This window comes from Streptomyces triticirhizae (genome assembly GCF_003696235.1).
GTDB lineage: Bacteria > Actinomycetota > Actinomycetes > Streptomycetales > Streptomycetaceae > Streptomyces > Streptomyces triticirhizae.
Map to the genome: position 1 here is coordinate 1 of NZ_RFFJ01000154.1, position 15043 is coordinate 15043.

10 protein-coding genes and 1 pseudogene are annotated in these 15043 nt (G+C 74.5%); 4 read left to right on the forward strand and 7 right to left on the reverse strand.

The annotated features are described in order from the left end of the window. Positions 1-361: 361 nt before the first annotated feature. On the forward strand, positions 362-1312 hold the full coding sequence (locus EBN88_RS22275; protein WP_122185693.1) for an NAD-dependent epimerase/dehydratase family protein: 951 nt from the start codon (positions 362-364) through the stop codon (positions 1310-1312). A gap of 148 nt (positions 1313-1460) precedes the next feature. After that, entirely contained in the window at positions 1461-2639 is a 1179-nt protein-coding gene (gene moeZ, locus EBN88_RS22280; RefSeq protein ID WP_122185694.1) for an adenylyltransferase/sulfurtransferase MoeZ, read from the forward strand. Positions 2640-2740: 101 nt separating this feature from the next. Here moeZ and EBN88_RS22285 read toward each other — a convergent pair whose 3' ends face one another. The 7 genes and pseudogenes from EBN88_RS22285 to EBN88_RS22315 all read right to left on the reverse strand — a co-directional run bounded on the left by EBN88_RS22285 (position 2741) and on the right by EBN88_RS22315 (position 12979). After that, the gene (locus EBN88_RS22285) at positions 2741-4369 is read right to left on the reverse strand and encodes an alpha/beta hydrolase (protein WP_122185695.1); all 1629 of its coding nucleotides are present in this window, start codon (positions 4367-4369) and stop codon (positions 2741-2743) included. A gap of 8 nt (positions 4370-4377) precedes the next feature. Further along, complete coding sequence (locus EBN88_RS22290) at positions 4378-5985, reverse strand: alpha/beta hydrolase (protein ID WP_122185696.1); 1608 nt, start codon at positions 5983-5985, stop codon at positions 4378-4380. A gap of 91 nt (positions 5986-6076) precedes the next feature. Continuing rightward, positions 6077-7675, reverse strand: a complete 1599-nt coding sequence (locus tag EBN88_RS22295; protein ID WP_233580847.1) for an alpha/beta hydrolase — start codon at positions 7673-7675, stop codon at positions 6077-6079. A gap of 396 nt (positions 7676-8071) precedes the next feature. Beyond that, positions 8072-8851: pseudogene (locus EBN88_RS22300) on the reverse strand (ABC transporter permease); the annotation flags it as partial. Beyond that, complete coding sequence (gene modA, locus EBN88_RS22305) at positions 8848-9693, reverse strand: molybdate ABC transporter substrate-binding protein (RefSeq protein WP_122185701.1); 846 nt, start codon at positions 9691-9693, stop codon at positions 8848-8850. The pseudogene EBN88_RS22300 and the gene modA, both read right to left, overlap by 4 nt. Positions 9694-9701: 8 nt before the next feature. Beyond that, a complete protein-coding gene (locus EBN88_RS22310; RefSeq protein WP_122185699.1) occupies positions 9702-10103 on the reverse strand; it encodes a TOBE domain-containing protein in 402 nt (133 codons plus the stop codon). A gap of 92 nt (positions 10104-10195) precedes the next feature. Next, positions 10196-12979: a flippase-like domain-containing protein gene (locus tag EBN88_RS22315; protein WP_407703450.1), complete on the reverse strand. Its 2784-nt coding sequence runs from the start codon at positions 12977-12979 to the stop codon at positions 10196-10198. Between the two features lie 17 nt (positions 12980-12996). Here EBN88_RS22315 and EBN88_RS22320 point away from each other — a divergent pair, with 17 nt between their 5' ends. Next, positions 12997-13350, forward strand: a complete 354-nt coding sequence (locus EBN88_RS22320; protein WP_199742445.1) for an MGMT family protein — start codon at positions 12997-12999, stop codon at positions 13348-13350. Positions 13351-13485: 135 nt separating this feature from the next. After that, on the forward strand, positions 13486-15043 hold a 1558-nt coding region (locus EBN88_RS22325; protein WP_147472804.1), incomplete at its 3' end, for an ATP-dependent helicase.

Genomic DNA, 15043 nt, shown 5'->3' on the forward strand with positions numbered 1-15043 from the left:
GAGCCGGTGGCGGCGCTGGTGGCGGCGCGCGGCGTGGCGGCCGTGCCCCTGGTGGCCTGCGCGGCCGGCGGCTGCTGGCTGCTGGTGGGCGCGGCCGTGGCGTTGCCACGGGCCAGCGCGCACCGCGCCGTTCCGCCACGTCCGGCCAACCCCCTCACCCCGCACGACCGTTGGGACCCCACCGCCGGCGGTTCGCCGGCGCGGCCCCCAGCCCGTCCCTCAGCCATCTCTCCAGCGCGGGCCACCGCCACGGCCGTGGCCGCACCGTTCACATGCGAGGAGCACGACACGCGATGACCGCACCACCCCCCACCGCAGCCACGACCGGAGCCGGTCACCTGGAGCACCGGAGGTCTCGCCGATGAGAGTGCTGTTGCTGGGCGCCAACGGATACCTGGGCCGGTTCGTGGCCGACCGACTGCTGGCCGACCCCGCCGTGCAGCTGACCGCGCTGGGGCGCGGCGACGACGCCGACGTGCGCTTCGACCTGTCCACCGGCAGCCCCGGCGCGCTGACCCGCTTCCTGGACGCGGTGCACCCGGGCGTGGTGATCAACTGCGCCGGCGCCATCCGGGGCACCGCCAGCGAGCTGGCCCGCCACAACACCGTGGCCACCGCGACGCTCTGCGAGTCGCTGCGGCGCAGCGGCTGCCGGGCGCGGCTGGTGCAGATCGGCTGCGCCGCCGAGTACGGGCCGTCGCAGCACGGCTCGTCCATCGCCGAGGACGCGGTGGCGCGCCCCGGCGGTCCGTACGGGGTGAGCAAGCTGGCGGCGACGGAGCTGGTGCTGGGCTCGGGCCTGGACGCGATCGTGCTGCGGGTCTTCTCGCCCACCGGGCCCGGCACCCCGGCCGGCTCCCCGCTGGGCCGGCTGGCGGACTCGCTGCGGCGGGCCATGCAACACGGCGACAGCGAGCTGAAGTTGGGCGGGCTCGGCGTGCAGCGGGACTTCGTCGACGTGCGGGACGTGGCCCGCGCGGTGCACGCGGCGACGCTCTCGGCGGCGCAGGGCGTGGTCAACATCGGCACCGGGCACGCCGTTCGGCTGCGCGAGGCGGCCGCCGCGCTGGCGCGGATCTCCGGCTTCGGCGGGAGCCTGCTGGAGTTGGAGGGCCCGCCGCCCCTGCCCCGGCAGGCGACCGGCGGCGAGCTGCCCGGCGGGCTGCCGCAGGCCGCGCCCTATCCGGACGGCTGCGGCGCCTGGCAGCAGGCGGACGTGCGCACCGCGCGGGACCGGCTGGGCTGGCGGGCCAGGATCGGCTTCGAGGAGTCGCTGGCCGACATCTGGATGGAGGCCGCCTGCCGGATGTGACCGGACGCCCGCGCCCGCCCGGCCCGGGGCCGCGCCGGGCGCGGGCGGGACGAGCCGTCTCGCGGGCTGGGACCGGAGTCTTGGAATGAGACCGTTCGTGGCAGTGTTGAAGGCAGCACGACTGTCCCTATCACCCTACGGAGTCCCCGTGTCGCTGCCCCCGCTGGTAGAGCCGGCCGCCGAGCTGTCCGTCGATGAGGTCCGCAGGTACTCCCGCCACCTGATCATCCCGGACGTCGGCATGGCGGGCCAGAAGCGTCTGAAGAACGCCAGGGTGCTCTGTGTGGGCGCCGGCGGTCTCGGTTCCCCCGCGTTGATGTACCTGGCCGCCGCCGGCGTCGGCACGCTGGGGATCGTCGAGTTCGACGAGGTCGACGAGTCGAACCTGCAACGGCAGATCATCCACAGCCAGTCGGACATCGGCCGCTCCAAGGCCGAGTCGGCGCGGGACTCGGTGCTGGGGATCAACCCGTATGTCCAGGTCAACCTGCACCAGGAGCGGCTGGACTCCTCCAACGTGATGGAGATCTTCGCCGAGTACGACCTGATCGTGGACGGCACGGACAACTTCGCCACCCGCTACCTGGTCAACGACGCCTGCGTGCTGCTGAACAAGCCCTATGTGTGGGGCTCGATCTACCGCTTCGACGGGCAGGCGTCCGTCTTCTGGTCCGAGCACGGGCCGTGCTACCGCTGCCTCTACCCGGAGCCGCCGCCGCCCGGCATGGTGCCGTCCTGCGCCGAGGGCGGGGTGCTCGGGGTGCTCTGCGCCTCGATCGGCTCGATCCAGGTCAACGAGGCGATCAAGCTGCTGGCCGGCATCGGCGACCCGCTGGTCGGGCGGCTGATGATCTATGACGCCCTGGAGATGAACTACCGCCAGGTCAAGGTCCGCAAGGACCCCAACTGCGCGGTCTGCGGCGAGAACCCGACCGTCACCGAGCTGATCGACTACGAGGCGTTCTGCGGCGTGGTCTCCGACGAGGCGCAGGCCGCCGCGAAGGACTCCACCATCACGCCGGCGCAGCTCAAGGAGTGGATCGACGCCGACGAGAAGATCGACATCATCGACGTCCGCGAGCCCAACGAGTACGAGATCGTCTCGATCCCGGGCGCCCGGCTGGTCCCCAAGAACGAGTTCCTGATGGGCGACGCGCTCGGCGACCTGCCGCAGGACCGGCGGATCGTGCTGCACTGCAAGACCGGCGTCCGCTCGGCCGAGGTGCTGGCCGTGCTGAAGAACGCGGGCTTCGCCGACGCGGTGCACGTGGGCGGCGGCGTCATCGGCTGGGTCAACCAGATCGAGCCGGAGAAGCCCGTCTACTGAGCCGGGACGAGGACGCGCCACGCCCCGAGGCCCCCGGCCGCCCGCCCCGTGGGACGCCGGGGGCCTCGAACATGCCGGCCCGGGCCGGGCGAACGCGTCGCTCAGGCCGGGCAGTTGGTGTCGTCGGCGGGGATCTCGCCGTCCAGCAGCCAGGAGTTGACCGCGTCCAGCACGCACGGGTCCTCGCTGAGGTAGGCGCCGTGGCCCTCGCCGTCCCAGCGCAGCAGCGGCGCCACCTCGCCGCCGCCCATGGCCTCCCGCATCCGCTCCGCGCCCTCGATGGGGGTGGCCGGGTCGCCCGTGGTGGCCAGGAGCAGCAGCGGCTCCGCCGCGCCGGTCGCGTCGTAGTTCGGCGGGTCGGCGGCCTCGGTCACCGGCCAGTCCTCGGCGCAGCCGGCCAGCGACCACACCATGTAGGGCCCGAACACCTCGGACGCCTCGACGAACTCCGCCTCGTGCGCCAGCGCCTCCTCCTCGCTCATCCCGCCGGGCCGGTCGGCGCAGCGGATCGCGGTGAACGAGGGCTCCTGCGTGGAGTAGGCGCCGGTGACCGGGTCGCGGCCGCTGTAGATGTCGTTGAGCAACAGCAGCAGATCGCCCGTGCCCTCGTCGCGGGCCTCGGCCAGGCCCTGGGTGAGGTACTGCCAGCTCTCCTCCGAGTAGAGGGTGGAGGCGATGCCGGTGTAGGCGAGGACGGCCGTCAGCTCGCGGCCGGCCGGGTCCTGGCGGGTGGGCAGCGGGTTCTCCTCCAGCTCGGCGAGGAAGTCGCTGATCCAGCGGTTGCCCTCGGCCGGCGTCTCGCCCGCCGGGCAGTCCGGCTGCTGGACGCAGTCTTCCAGATAGTGGTCGAGCGCCCGCTGGAAGCCCCGGGCGTCCAACAGGCCCTGCTGAACGGGGTCGTCGCTGGGGTCGACGACCGCGTCCAGCACGGTGCGGCCGACCCGGTCGGGGAAGAGGTTCGCGTAGGTCGCGCCCAGCTGGGTGCCGTAGGAGATGCCGAAGTAGTTCAGCCGGTCGTCGCCCAGCACATGGCGCATCAGGTCCAGGTCGCGGGCCGCGTTGGCCGTGGAGACATGGGGCAGCAGGTCGCCGGAGTTGGCGACGCAGGCGTCCACGAACTCCTCCTCCTGCCGCTCCGCGATCCGCCGCTCCTCGGCGGTGTCCGGCCGGGAGCCCAACTCCTGGGTGGCGGCGTCCCGTTCCGCATCGCTCAGGCAGACCACGCCCTCGCTCTCGCCCACGCCGCGCGGGTCGAAGCTCACCAGGTCCCAGCCGCCCCGGCGCAGCTCGTCGAAGCTCTCGCCGGTCTGCGGAAGCGTGGCGACGCCCGAGCCGCCTGGGCCGCCGAAGTTGAAGATCAGGGAGCCCAGGCGCTCCTCGTCCGGGGCGGGGGAGACGGCCCGCAACAGGGCCAGCTCGATGGTGTCGCCCGAGGGGTCGTCGTAGTCGAGGGGGACGGTGAGGTCGGCGCACTCCCAGCCGGTGCCGTCGTCGAAGCCCTCGGGCGGCGCGGTGGCCAGCGGGTCCTGGCTGGCGGCCGGCGCCGGGCACTCGACCCAGTCCAGGCTCTGCCGGCCCAGCTCGTCGGGGAGGCCCTGGTAGCCGGCGGCCGGCCCGGAGGAGCGATCCCCGGAACGTTCCCCGGGGCGGTCCGAACTCCCCGAGGTGCAGGCGGCGGTGAACGCGAGCAGCGCCGTCGCGGCCACCGCCCGGGATATGTGTGTCCGCATATGTCTCATCAGGAGCACACGGTACCGTCGCCCGGCGGGTCCCCGTCCAGGAGATGGGAGGCCACCGCCGCCGTCACGCAGGGGTCGCCGCCGCTGAACGCGCCATGCCCCTCGCCCTCGTAGGTCAGCAGCACCCCGACGCCCGGGCCCAGCGCCTGCCGCATCCGCTCGGCGCCGATCCGGGGCGTGGCCGGGTCGCCCGTGGTGGCCAGCAGCAGGATGGGCCCGGCGCCCTCGGCCTCGACGCGGGGCTGGTCCCGCTCCCCGTTGACCGGCCAGTTGGCGCAGGAGAGCAGCCCCCACACCAGGTGCTCGCCGAAGACCGGCGAGGCGTCGACAAAGGTGTCCATCTGCTCGTGGACGGTCTCCAGGGTGGGCCGGGAGGCGAAGTCGGCGCAGTTGACGGCCGTGTTGGCGGAGCTGAGGTTCCGGTAACGGCCCTCGGCGTCCCGCCCGTTGTACTGCTCGGCGGCCCGCAGCAGCATGTCCCCCCGGCCCTCCTCGCGCGCCTCGCGCAGCGCGTCGGTCAGATAGCCCCAGGAGGCGCGGGAGTAGAGGCTCGCCAACACGCCGGTGACCGCGAGGTCCTGGGTGAGCCGGCGGCCCGACTCGGTGGGCAGCGGCTCCTCGCGGGCCGCCTCGAACAGCTCGACCAGCGCCTCGTGGCCCTCCTCGCCGGCGCCGCCCACCGGGCAGTCGGGGGCGCGGCCGCAGTCCTCCAGGTAGTTGTCCAGGGCGAGTTGGAAGCCCTCGGTCTGGAGCAGCAGCCGCTCGACCTGGTCCCTGGTCGGGTCGACGACCGCGTCCAGCACGGTGCGGCCGACCCGCTCCGGGAACAGGTGCGCGTAGACGGCGCCCAGCTTGGTGCCGTAGGAGACGCCGAAGTAGTGCAGCCGCTCCTCGCCCAGCACCTGCCGCAGCAGGTCCAGGTCGCGGGCCGCGTTCACCGTGCCGACCTGCCCGAGCAGTTCGCCGTTGCGCTCCGTGCAGGCGATCGCGTAGTCGCGGTTGGCGGCGAGGAACTCGCGCTCCTCCTCGGGCGTGCGCGGGGGGCCCATCGCGTCCTGGGCGGCGGCGTCGATCGCCTCGTCGTCCCGGCAGACCACGCCGGCCGACTCGCCCACCCCGCGCGGGTCGAAGCTCACCAGGTCGAAGCGCTCCGCCAACTCCGCGTAGCGCTCGGCGGACCGGGGCAGCGAGGCGACGCCGGAGCCGCCGGGCCCGCCGAAGTTGAACACCAGCGAGCCGATCCGCTCGTCCCGGTCCGTGGCCGGCGCCCTGATCAGCGCCAGGTCGATGGTCTCGCCCTCGGGCTCGGCGTAGTCCAGGGGAACGGTCAACGCGGCGCAGCGCCAGGGGTCGCCCGGCGGCCGGCCCGCGCCCTGGAGGGGGGAGGGCGCGGGGCACTCGGACCAGTCGAGCGTCTGCCCGGTGAAACGCTCGGGCAGCGGCGGGAGTTCCTCGTTGGCGGGGGCCGGCGACGGGGAGGGCGCGGCCTCGGTGGTGCCGGGTGGGCTCCACGGCTCCGCCGTTCCCGAGGAGCCGGAACAGCCGCCCACCAGCAGCGCCAGGGCCAACGCCAGCGGAACGGCGCCGCGTATGCCACCCCGAGTCATGCGCGAACGAACCCCCTCGTGCTCCGGGCCGCGTCGTGCCGGCCCTCCTCATGGAGGCTACCCGGCCCGGGGGACCCGCTCCACGCCCAGGTCAGTCGCAGGTGGTGCCGTCGTCGGGCACCTCACCGTCGATCAGATAGGCGTTGGTGGCGTCCCGCACACAGGAGTTGCCGCCGTTGTAGGCGCCGTGGCCCTCGCCCTCGTAGGTCAGCTCCACGGCCACGTCGTCGCCGAGCGCCTCGGCCATCCGCGCGGTCCCCTCGTACGGCGTGGCCGGGTCGCCGGTGGTGCCGATCAGCAGGATGGGCTCCGCGCCGTCGGCCGACACGTCCGGGTGCTCGGCGGCGCCGTCCACCGGCCAGTGGGCGCAGGTCAGCAGGGACCAGGCCATCGGCGGGCCGAAGATCGCCGAGGAGTCCTCGAACTCGCCCAGCGCCTCCCGCACGTCGTCCGCGTCGTAGCGGCGGTTGGAGTCGGCGCAGCTGATCGCGGTCAACGAGGACTGGAGCGTGGTGTAACTCCCGTCCGGGTTGCGGCCGTTCATCGCGTCACCCAGGGCCAGCAGCACCGTGCCGTCGGGGTCCTCCTCGTCGAGCGCCTCCGACAGGCCCTGGGTGAGGTAGGGCCAGAAGTCCTCCGAGTACAGCGACTGGGCGACCCCGTTGTACGCCAGCGCCTCGGTGAGCCTGCGGTCGTCCGGGTCCCGGGTGGACAACGGCTCCTCGCGCAGCCGCTCCAGCAGCCCCGAGAGCCGCTCCTCCGCCTCGTCCTCGTCGCCGCCCAGCGGGCAGTCGTCCCGCTCGACGCACTGCTTCAGGTAGTTCTCCAGGGCGAGTTGGAAGCCGGACGCCTGCCCCCTGGCGCCCTCCTCGGTGCCGCCCGAGGGATCGACCACGGCGTCGAACACGGCCCGGCCGACGCGGCGCGGGAAGAGGTGCGCGTAGACCCCGCCCAACTCGGTGCCGTAGGAGACGCCGAAGTAGTAGAGCCGGTCGTCGCCCAGCACATCCCGCATCAGGTCCAGGTCGCGGGCGGTCGCCGTGGTGGTCAGATGCGGCAGCAGATCCCCGGAACGCTCCTCGCAGCCGCGCGAGAACTCCTTCAGCCGGTCCTCGTACTCCCGCTCCTCGGCGCGGTCGTTCGGGAACAGGTCGGAAGCGAAGAAGTCGTCCAACGCCGCGTCGTCCAGGCACCGCACGCCCTCGCTGTCGCCGACCCCGCGCGGGTCGAAGCTCACCAGGTCGAAGGACTCGCGGAGTTCGGCGTAGTCCTGGCCGAACGCCGGCAGCGTCACCACGCCGGAGCCGCCCGGGCCGCCGAAGTTGAAGAACAGCGAGCCGATCCGGTCGTCCTCCCGCGCCTCGCTGCGCGCCCGCACCATGGCCAGCTCGATGGTGTCGGCCTCGGGGTCGGTGTAGTCCAGCGGCGCGGTGAGGGTGGCGCACTCCCACTCGGCGCCGTCGGGCAGCGGGCTGGGCGTGGTGGAGTCGTCGCCCTGGGAGCTGTCGGGCGCCGGGCAGGGCGCCCAGTCGAGCTTCTGCTCGGTGAACGAGGCCGGCAGGTCGTCGGTGTCCCGCGCGCCGTCCCGGGCGGCGGCCGGCCGCTCGGCCTCGGCGGAGGCGCCGGCGCAGCCGCCCACCAGCGCGCCGGCGGTCAGCAGCGCGGGAACGAGCAGGCGGGCTCGGGTCATCGGACGGCTCCCAACGGTTGGCTCCGACCGCTCCATCGTCGACGCGGGCGCGGCGGGGCCGCGAGCGGGCGGGAGTCATCCGGGTGACCCTGGCCGGGTGGGCTGGGGCGGAGGCCCGGCCTGGGGGCCGGGCCCTGGCCCGGGCGGCTCCGCCGGGACGGGGGTTGGGGCTGTGCGGGTGGGTTGGCCCCTGGCGGGGCGGGCGCGACGTGGTGTGGAGCCGGTCACGGGCGGGACCGCCCGGTTGTGCGTGGGTGGTTGGGCTTCCGGCCGGGCAGGCGCCCGATATCGCGCGGAGCCGGTCACGGGTCGAACCGCTCGGCTGGACCGGGACGTGGCGCACCGGCCGCGCGGCCCCCCGGGCCGCCGTGGCCCACCTCACCGCACGGCGGGAATCCACCGGCCGCGCAGCGCGACCAGCACCGCGCCCGCGACGACCAGCAGCAGCAGGGAGACGGCCGTGGCCCCGGCCGGGTCGCCCTGGAGCAGCAGGTACACCTTCAGCGGCAGCGTCTGCGTCGTGCCCGGCAGGTTCCCCGCGAACGTGATCGTCGCCCCGAACTCGCCCAGCGCCCGCGCCCAGCACAGCGCGGCCCCCGCGGCCAGCGCCGGGCGCACCATGGGCAGGGTCACCAGCCACAGCGTGCGCAGCGGCCCGGCGCCCATCGTGGCCGCCGCCTCCTCGAAGTGCGGCTCGATCCCGTTCAGCGCGCCCTCCAGGCTGATCACCAGGAACGGCATCGCCACAAAGGTCGCCGCCACCACCGCGCCGGGCGTGGTGAACGACAGCGTCACGCCCAGCCGTTCGAGGTGCTCGCCCAGCAGCCCGCGCCGGCCGAAGCCCTGGGCCAGCGCCACGCCCGCCACCGTCGGCGGCAGCACCATGGGCAGGATCACCAGGCAGCGCACCAGCGTGCGGCCGTGGAAGTCGGTCCGCGCCAACAGCCAGGCCAGCGGCACCCCCAGCAGCAGGGAGAGCAGCAGCGCCCAGCCGGAGACCACCAGGGAGAGCCGCAGCGCCTCGGTGATCGCCGGCTCGGTCAGCCGTTCCGCCAACTCGCCCCACGGCGCGTCGACCAGCACCCCCAGCAGTGGAACGCCGAGGAAGCCGACCGCGACCAGCGCGGGCAGCGCCAGGGTGAGGGGTGGCCGGCGCCGACCCGGCGCGCCGCTCACGGAACGAGGAAGCCCGCCTCGGCGAGCAGCCCCCGCGCGGCCTCCTCGTTGAGCCAGGCCACGAACTCGGCCGCCTCCTCGGGGTGTTCGGCGTCGTTCAGGGTGGCCGCCGGGTACTCGGCGACGACGTTCAGCTCCTCGGGGATGGGCACCACATGGACCTCGTCGCCGGCGACGGTGGCGTCCGTGACATAGACCAGGCCCGCGTCGGCCTCGCCCAGCTGGACCTTGCCCAGCACCGCGCGGACGTTGGCCTCCAACGAGTCCGGCTCCGCCGCCACGCCGGCCGCCGTGAGGATCTCCTGGCCGTAGCGGCCGGCCGGCACCTCGGGGGCGGCCAGCACCAGCCGCAGCTCCGGGTCGGCCAGGTCGGCCAACTCGTCCACGCCGGCCGGGTTGTCGGGCGGGGTGACGATGGTCAGCTCGTTGCGGGCGATCACCGACGGCTCACCGGTCAGCTCGGCCGCGCTCGCCATGGTGTCGGTGTCGGCGGTGACCAGCACGTCGGCGGGCGCGCCGCCGTCGAGCTGGGCGACCAGCTCCTGGGAGCCGGCGAACGAGAACCGCACGGTGGTGCCCGGGTTCTCCTCCTCGTAGGCGGCGCCCGCCTCCTCGAAGACGTCGGTCAGCGAGGCGGCGGCCAGCACGGTGAGGGTGACCTCGGACCCGCCGCCGTTCGACGAACCGGCGGAGTCCTCGGAGTCTCCGGAGTCGTCGGAGCCACAGCCGGCGAGGCCGAGCACGACGGCGGGCGCGAGCAGCGCGCCGGCCAGCGCGCGCCGGGGCCGCGCCACGAGGCGTGAACGGGAGCGGGAACGGGAGACGGCACGGGTACGGAACACGCTGGTCCTCACATCCGGTCGATATGAACGCTGGTGGCCTTGACCCGGGCGACGGCCTCCTCGCCGACGGCCAGGCCCAACTCCTCGACGGCCTCGCGGGTCAGCAGCGAGACCAGCCGGTGCGGCCCGGCCTGGATCTCCACCTGCGCGGCGACATCGCCGACGGTGACCTTGGTGATGATCCCGGGGAAGGCGTTGCGGGCGCTGGTGTAGGGCTCGCCCAGGTCCCCGCCGGGCGCGCCCTCGGCGCCCAACTCCACGGCGAACGCGGCGAGATCCTCGCCCGCCACCTGTCGCTTGCCCGCCTCGTCCCGCCGCGTCGGCAGCCGGCCGTTGTCCGCCCAGCGCCGCACCGTGTCCGGGCTCACCCCGAGCAGCCGCGCCGCCCGCCCCATGCTGTAGAACCGCATGTGCGGGACAGTACGGCCAACGAGGTGGCATTCACAAGCGCGTTCGGGCCCACGGGCTCGCAGTTGCGGGCCGGCCCTCCCCGTGTGGGATCCTAGATCGCTTCCTTGCGGGTGAGTTGGGTGAACGCCAGCCAGCCCGGCAGCACCGGCAGCCAGAAGGTCATCAGCCGGAACAGCAGCACCGCGCCCAACGCCACCTGCGGCGGCACGCCGAACGCGCTCAGGCCCGCGCTCAACGTGAACTCGATCGCGCCGATGCCGCCGGGCGTCGGCGCCGCCGAGCCCAGCGCGTTCCCCGCCAGGAAGACCACGGCGATCGTCGGATAGCTCAGCTCCCAGCCGAAGGCCCGCAGCGAGGCGTCCAGGCACATCACGAACGCCAGCGTCATCAGCAGCATCCCGCCGATGCCGGCCACCAGCTTCTTCGGCCGCTGCACCACGTCCAGCATCCGGGGCACCACGCCGGCGAACAGGCTGCGCACCCGCTCCAGTATCGCCTTCCGCAGGGTCGGCACCGCCGTCACGATCAGCGCCGCCACCGCCACCGTCAACAGCCCGGCGATCACCGTGCGGGAGGGCGAGAGGTTTGGCGTGTGCTCGGTGCCGGTCAGATAGCCGAAGGTCAGCAGCAGCAACACATGGCTGCCGAGGCCGAAGAGCTGCGAGGCGCCCACGCTGGCCACCGCGTGGCCCGGGCGCAGCCCCTGGCGTTGCAGGAAGCGGGCGTTGAGCGCCGCGCCGCCGATCGCCGCCGGCGCCACCAGCTTCACGAAGGAGCCCGCCACCTGCGCCATCACCGTGCGCGGATAGTTGACCTTCTCGGGCACGAAGCCCAACAGGCTGGTGGCGGCGGCGAAGTACGTCAGCGCCGAGAAGCCGGCGGCGACGATCACCCAGCCCCAGTTGGCGTCCTCCCACACCCGCTGGAACTCGGGGTTGATCAGCTGGCTGATCAGGAAGTACCCGGCGAAGACCGCCGCGATCAGGCTCACCAGGGTGCGCGGCCTGATCCGCTCGATCCGGGCGGGCTCTATCGGCGCCTGTGGCCGGATCAACAGCACCTGCTGCCGGATCAGCGCCAGCAGGTCGGGCTCCCTGGCGTTCTCCAGGGCCTCCTCCATCACCTGCTTCTCGGCCTGCTTGGCGGCCTTGACCGTCCTGCGGTCCGCGTTCTCCGGGAGGCTGCCGCGCGCCTCCCGGTAGGCCCGGGTGGCGTCCAACACCGCCTGCCGCTCCCGCTGGGCGCGCTCCTTCGCCAGCTGCCGCAGCGTCGCCCGGGTGGCCCGGCTGAGCGCGATGGGCTGGAGCAGCGGCAGGCTGTCGGCCACCGCGTCGGGACCCAGCACGGTCACCGCCGCCGCCACCGCGCGCTCGGCGCCGGCCCGCAGCCCGAACGTGGTCAGCAGCTGCGCCACGTCCATCCGCAGCAGCAGGTCGCCGGCGGCGATCTCCCCGCCGCGCAGGCTGGTCAGATAGACCGTGCCAGCCCGGTCCACCAGCACCGCGCGGCCGTCCAGCCTGCGGTGCGCGATCCGGCGCGACTGGAGCGCGGTGACCTGCCGCCAGGTCGCCTCCATCAGCGCGTCGGTGATCTCGTCGTCCGGCAGCGAGTCCAGGTCGCGGCCCGGGATGTGCTCGTAGACCAGCATCACCGCGTCGGGGCCCAGCTCCGATGTGGCGATCAGCTTGGGCGCGTTGGCGCCGGCGGCGATCGCCGCGTACGCCAGCAACGCCTCCTGCTCCAGCGCCTGACGCAGCGACGGCAGGCTCCGCCGCTGGGTGATGCCGCGCAGCGCCAGCCGCCGCCACGCCCGGTAGAAGAAGCCCCGCGCCTGCTGCTGCCGGTCCACCACCGTCACGTCCAGCGGCGGCCCTGACTCCAGCGTTACCAGATAGCGCCGGGTCGGCTCGTTCGTCCCGCGCTCCCCGTCCTCCGAAGGGGCGGGCTCCTCCGCGCGCAGCGCGGTCACCGGCCGGAAGCCGACATGCCGCAGCCCGGCGAGCAACTGCTGCCCGGTGGCGCGGACGTTGGGCGAGCCGACGGCGTAGAGCGTGGCGTAGGCGATGGTCCAGCCGATCAGCACGGTGACCGCGATGGAGAACGGCGTGGTGTACCCGGCGACCAGCACCGCCACCGCGTCCAGCGTCACCACCGACCACATCACCAGCCGCCAGCCGGGCCGGTGCGTCATCCCGACGGCCGTGGCGTAGGCGATCACCGGCGCCAGATAGCCGTGCACCGGCTCGGTCAGCCCGCTGCCGCCCGGCGCGTCCCTGATCAGCGCGTCCTGCACCGACTGCGGCGCCATCCTGGCCACCCACAGGCTGAACGAGAGCGACACCCCGTGCGCCAGCACGGCGGCCAGCACGCCGTCCGCGATCCGCAGCCCGTCCCGGCGCATCAGCCGTTCGATGGCGAAGGCCATCGGCACGATCAGCACCGCGACGGCCGAGGCGAAGCCCGCGAAGTCGATGAGCAGCGAGGGCGCCTGCTCGGAGCCCTTGTCCACGTCCTGCTCGATGCCCTCGGTGGTGCCGATGGCGAACGTGGCCACCGCCAGCAGCACCCCGATGGCCAACAGCCCCAGCAGCGCGCGCAGCAGGTCGGCGGGCCGGTGCACCCGGGCGGTGAGGATCGGGTCGTCCACCTCGACCAGGTCGCTCCTGGTCGGATCGGCGCGCTCCAGCGCCTCAAGCGGCGGCGGCCCCTCGTCCGGCCGTTCGTCCGCCCGCTCTGCCCGTTCTTCCTCGCCCCGTATCACTGGCCGCATCCCTGGAAACGATCTCGCGCTGGAGCGACTGCCCTCGACCAGCTCTCCCCCGTACGGGGACGATACTGGCACGAGACACCGACAGCGCGGTGGGCTCCGTGACATACGGCACCATGGGCGGCATGAGGCCCGCCACCCGAGCGCCGGCGAACGAGCCGCCGCACCGCCTGTCCGACCACGCCGACGCGGTGCTCGCCGTCGTCGAACGCATCCCCGAGGGCCGTGTCCTCACCTACGGCGACATCGCCGGCGTGGTGGCCGAGGGCGGGCCGCGCCAGGTGGGCACCGTGCTGGCCCGCTACGGCGGCGCCGTCCCGTGGTGGCGCGTGGTGCGCGCGGACGGGCGCCCGGCGCCCGGGCACGAGCGGCGCGCGCTGGAGCACTACCGCGCCGAGGGCACGCCGTTGCGCCCCGGTGGGGACTCCGGCACGATCCGCGTGGACCTGCGCCGCGCGCGCTGGGCGGACCCGCGCTGAGCCGGCGCCCGAGCGCCCGCGCGCGCCCCTCCGGTCGCCGGAACCGGGCTCGCGGGTGCCCGTTCCCGACAGGAAACCCCGCGCCCCGCCCGTCGACTGGCGTACCGTCGACCCCAACCTCCACGAGAATCCGCGATGCACGTGAGCCTCTCCGTCCCGTCCACTGACCGGCCGCCGCCCGCCCCGGGAGCGTACCGACTGGTGCGCACCCCGGTCGTCGACGCACGCGACATCGCTGTGGACGCCAGCCAGCGCGCCGTGGTTGACCACCCGGGCGGTCCGCTGCTCGTCCTCGCCGGCCCCGGCACCGGGAAGACCACCACGCTGGTGGCGGCCGTCGCCCGCCGGGTGCGCGCCGGCGCCGACCCCGAGCGGCTGCTGGTCCTCACCTTCAGCCGCAAGGCCGCCGTCGAACTGCGCGACCGGCTGACCGCCGAACTCGGCGCCCGTGCGCCCCAGGCGACCACGTTCCACTCGTTCGCCTACGCGCTGGTCCGCGCCCACCAGGACCGGGAGCTGTTCGCCGAGCCGCTGCGCCTGCTGTCCGGCCCCGAGCAGGACCTCTTCGTGCGGGAACTGCTCGCCGGGCACCAGGAGTTGGAACGCTCGGGACGTGGGCCGCGCTGGCCGGCCGAGCTGCGGGCCTGCCTGACGACGCGGGGCTTCGCCGACGAGCTGCGCGCCGTGCTGGCGCGCGGCAGGGAGCTGGGGCTCGACCCGGAGACGCTGGGCGAGTTCGCCCGCCGCACCGGGCGCCAGGACTGGTCGGTGGCCGCCGAGTTCCTCGCCGAGTACCTGGACGTCACCCAGGCGCAGGGCGTCATCGACTACACCGAGCTGCTGCGGGAGGCCGTGGCGCTGGCCGAGCGCCCGGAGCACGCCGGGGCCATCGCCGCCCGCTACGACGCGGTCTTCGTCGACGAGTACCAGGACACCGACCCGGCGCAGGTCGCGCTGCTGCGGGCGCTGGCCGGCGACGGCCGCGACCTCACCGTCTTCGGCGACCCCGACCAGTCCATCTACGCCTTCAGGGGCGCCGACCTGGGGGGCATCCTCGGCTTCCCCGACACCTTCCGCACCCGGGCCGGCGAGCCGGCGCCCGTGCTGGCGCTGCGCGTCGCGCGCCGCTCGGGCGCCGGGCTGCTCGCCGCGACCAGGACGCTGGCCGCGCGGATGCCGCTGGGCCGGCTGCCGGCCGAGGCGGTGCGCCGGCACCGCTCGCCCGAGCCGACCAGGGAGGGCGGCACGGTCCAGGTCCTCACCTACCCGACGGCGGGCGCCGAGTTGGCGAACATCGCCGACCTGCTGCGCCGCGCCCGTCTCGAGGACGGGCTGCCCTGGGGCGAGATGGCGGTGCTGGTGCGCGCCGGCCGGCACACCATCCCGGCCGTGCGCCGCGCCCTGACCTCGGCCGGCGTCCCGCTCGAAGTGGACGGCGACGACCTTCCGCTGCGCCAGGAGCCGGCGGTCGCCCCGCTGTTGACCGCGCTGCGCGTCGTCGCCGAGGCGGGCGCGACGGGTCCCGAGGGCGCCGGCGCCGCGCTCGACGCCGAGACCGCGACCCGGCTGCTCACCTCGCCGCTGGGTGGCATGGACGCCGCCGACCTGCGCCGCCTCGGGCGCGCCCTGCGCGAGGAGGAACGGGCGGCCGGCGGCGGCCCGCCCCCGCCGTCCGACGCGCTGATCGCCCGCG

Bases quoted from the DNA above. Each gene is read 5' to 3' on its own strand.
- EBN88_RS22310 (WP_122185699.1), bottom strand. From the start codon at position 10,103: ATGCGGTTCTACAGCATGGGGCGGGCGGCGCGGCTGCTCGGGGTGAGC.
- EBN88_RS22275 (WP_122185693.1), top strand. From the start codon at position 362: ATGAGAGTGCTGTTGCTGGGCGCCAACGGATACCTGGGCCGGTTCGTG.
- EBN88_RS22290 (WP_122185696.1), bottom strand. From the start codon at position 5,985: ATGACTCGGGGTGGCATACGCGGCGCCGTTCCGCTGGCGTTGGCCCTG.
- EBN88_RS22285 (WP_122185695.1), bottom strand. From the start codon at position 4,369: ATGCGGACACACATATCCCGGGCGGTGGCCGCGACGGCGCTGCTCGCG.
- EBN88_RS22295 (WP_233580847.1), bottom strand. From the start codon at position 7,675: ATGACCCGAGCCCGCCTGCTCGTTCCCGCGCTGCTGACCGCCGGCGCG.
- EBN88_RS22320 (WP_199742445.1), top strand. From the start codon at position 12,997: ATGAGGCCCGCCACCCGAGCGCCGGCGAACGAGCCGCCGCACCGCCTG.
- EBN88_RS22315 (WP_407703450.1), bottom strand. From the start codon at position 12,979: ATGTCACGGAGCCCACCGCGCTGTCGGTGTCTCGTGCCAGTATCGTCC.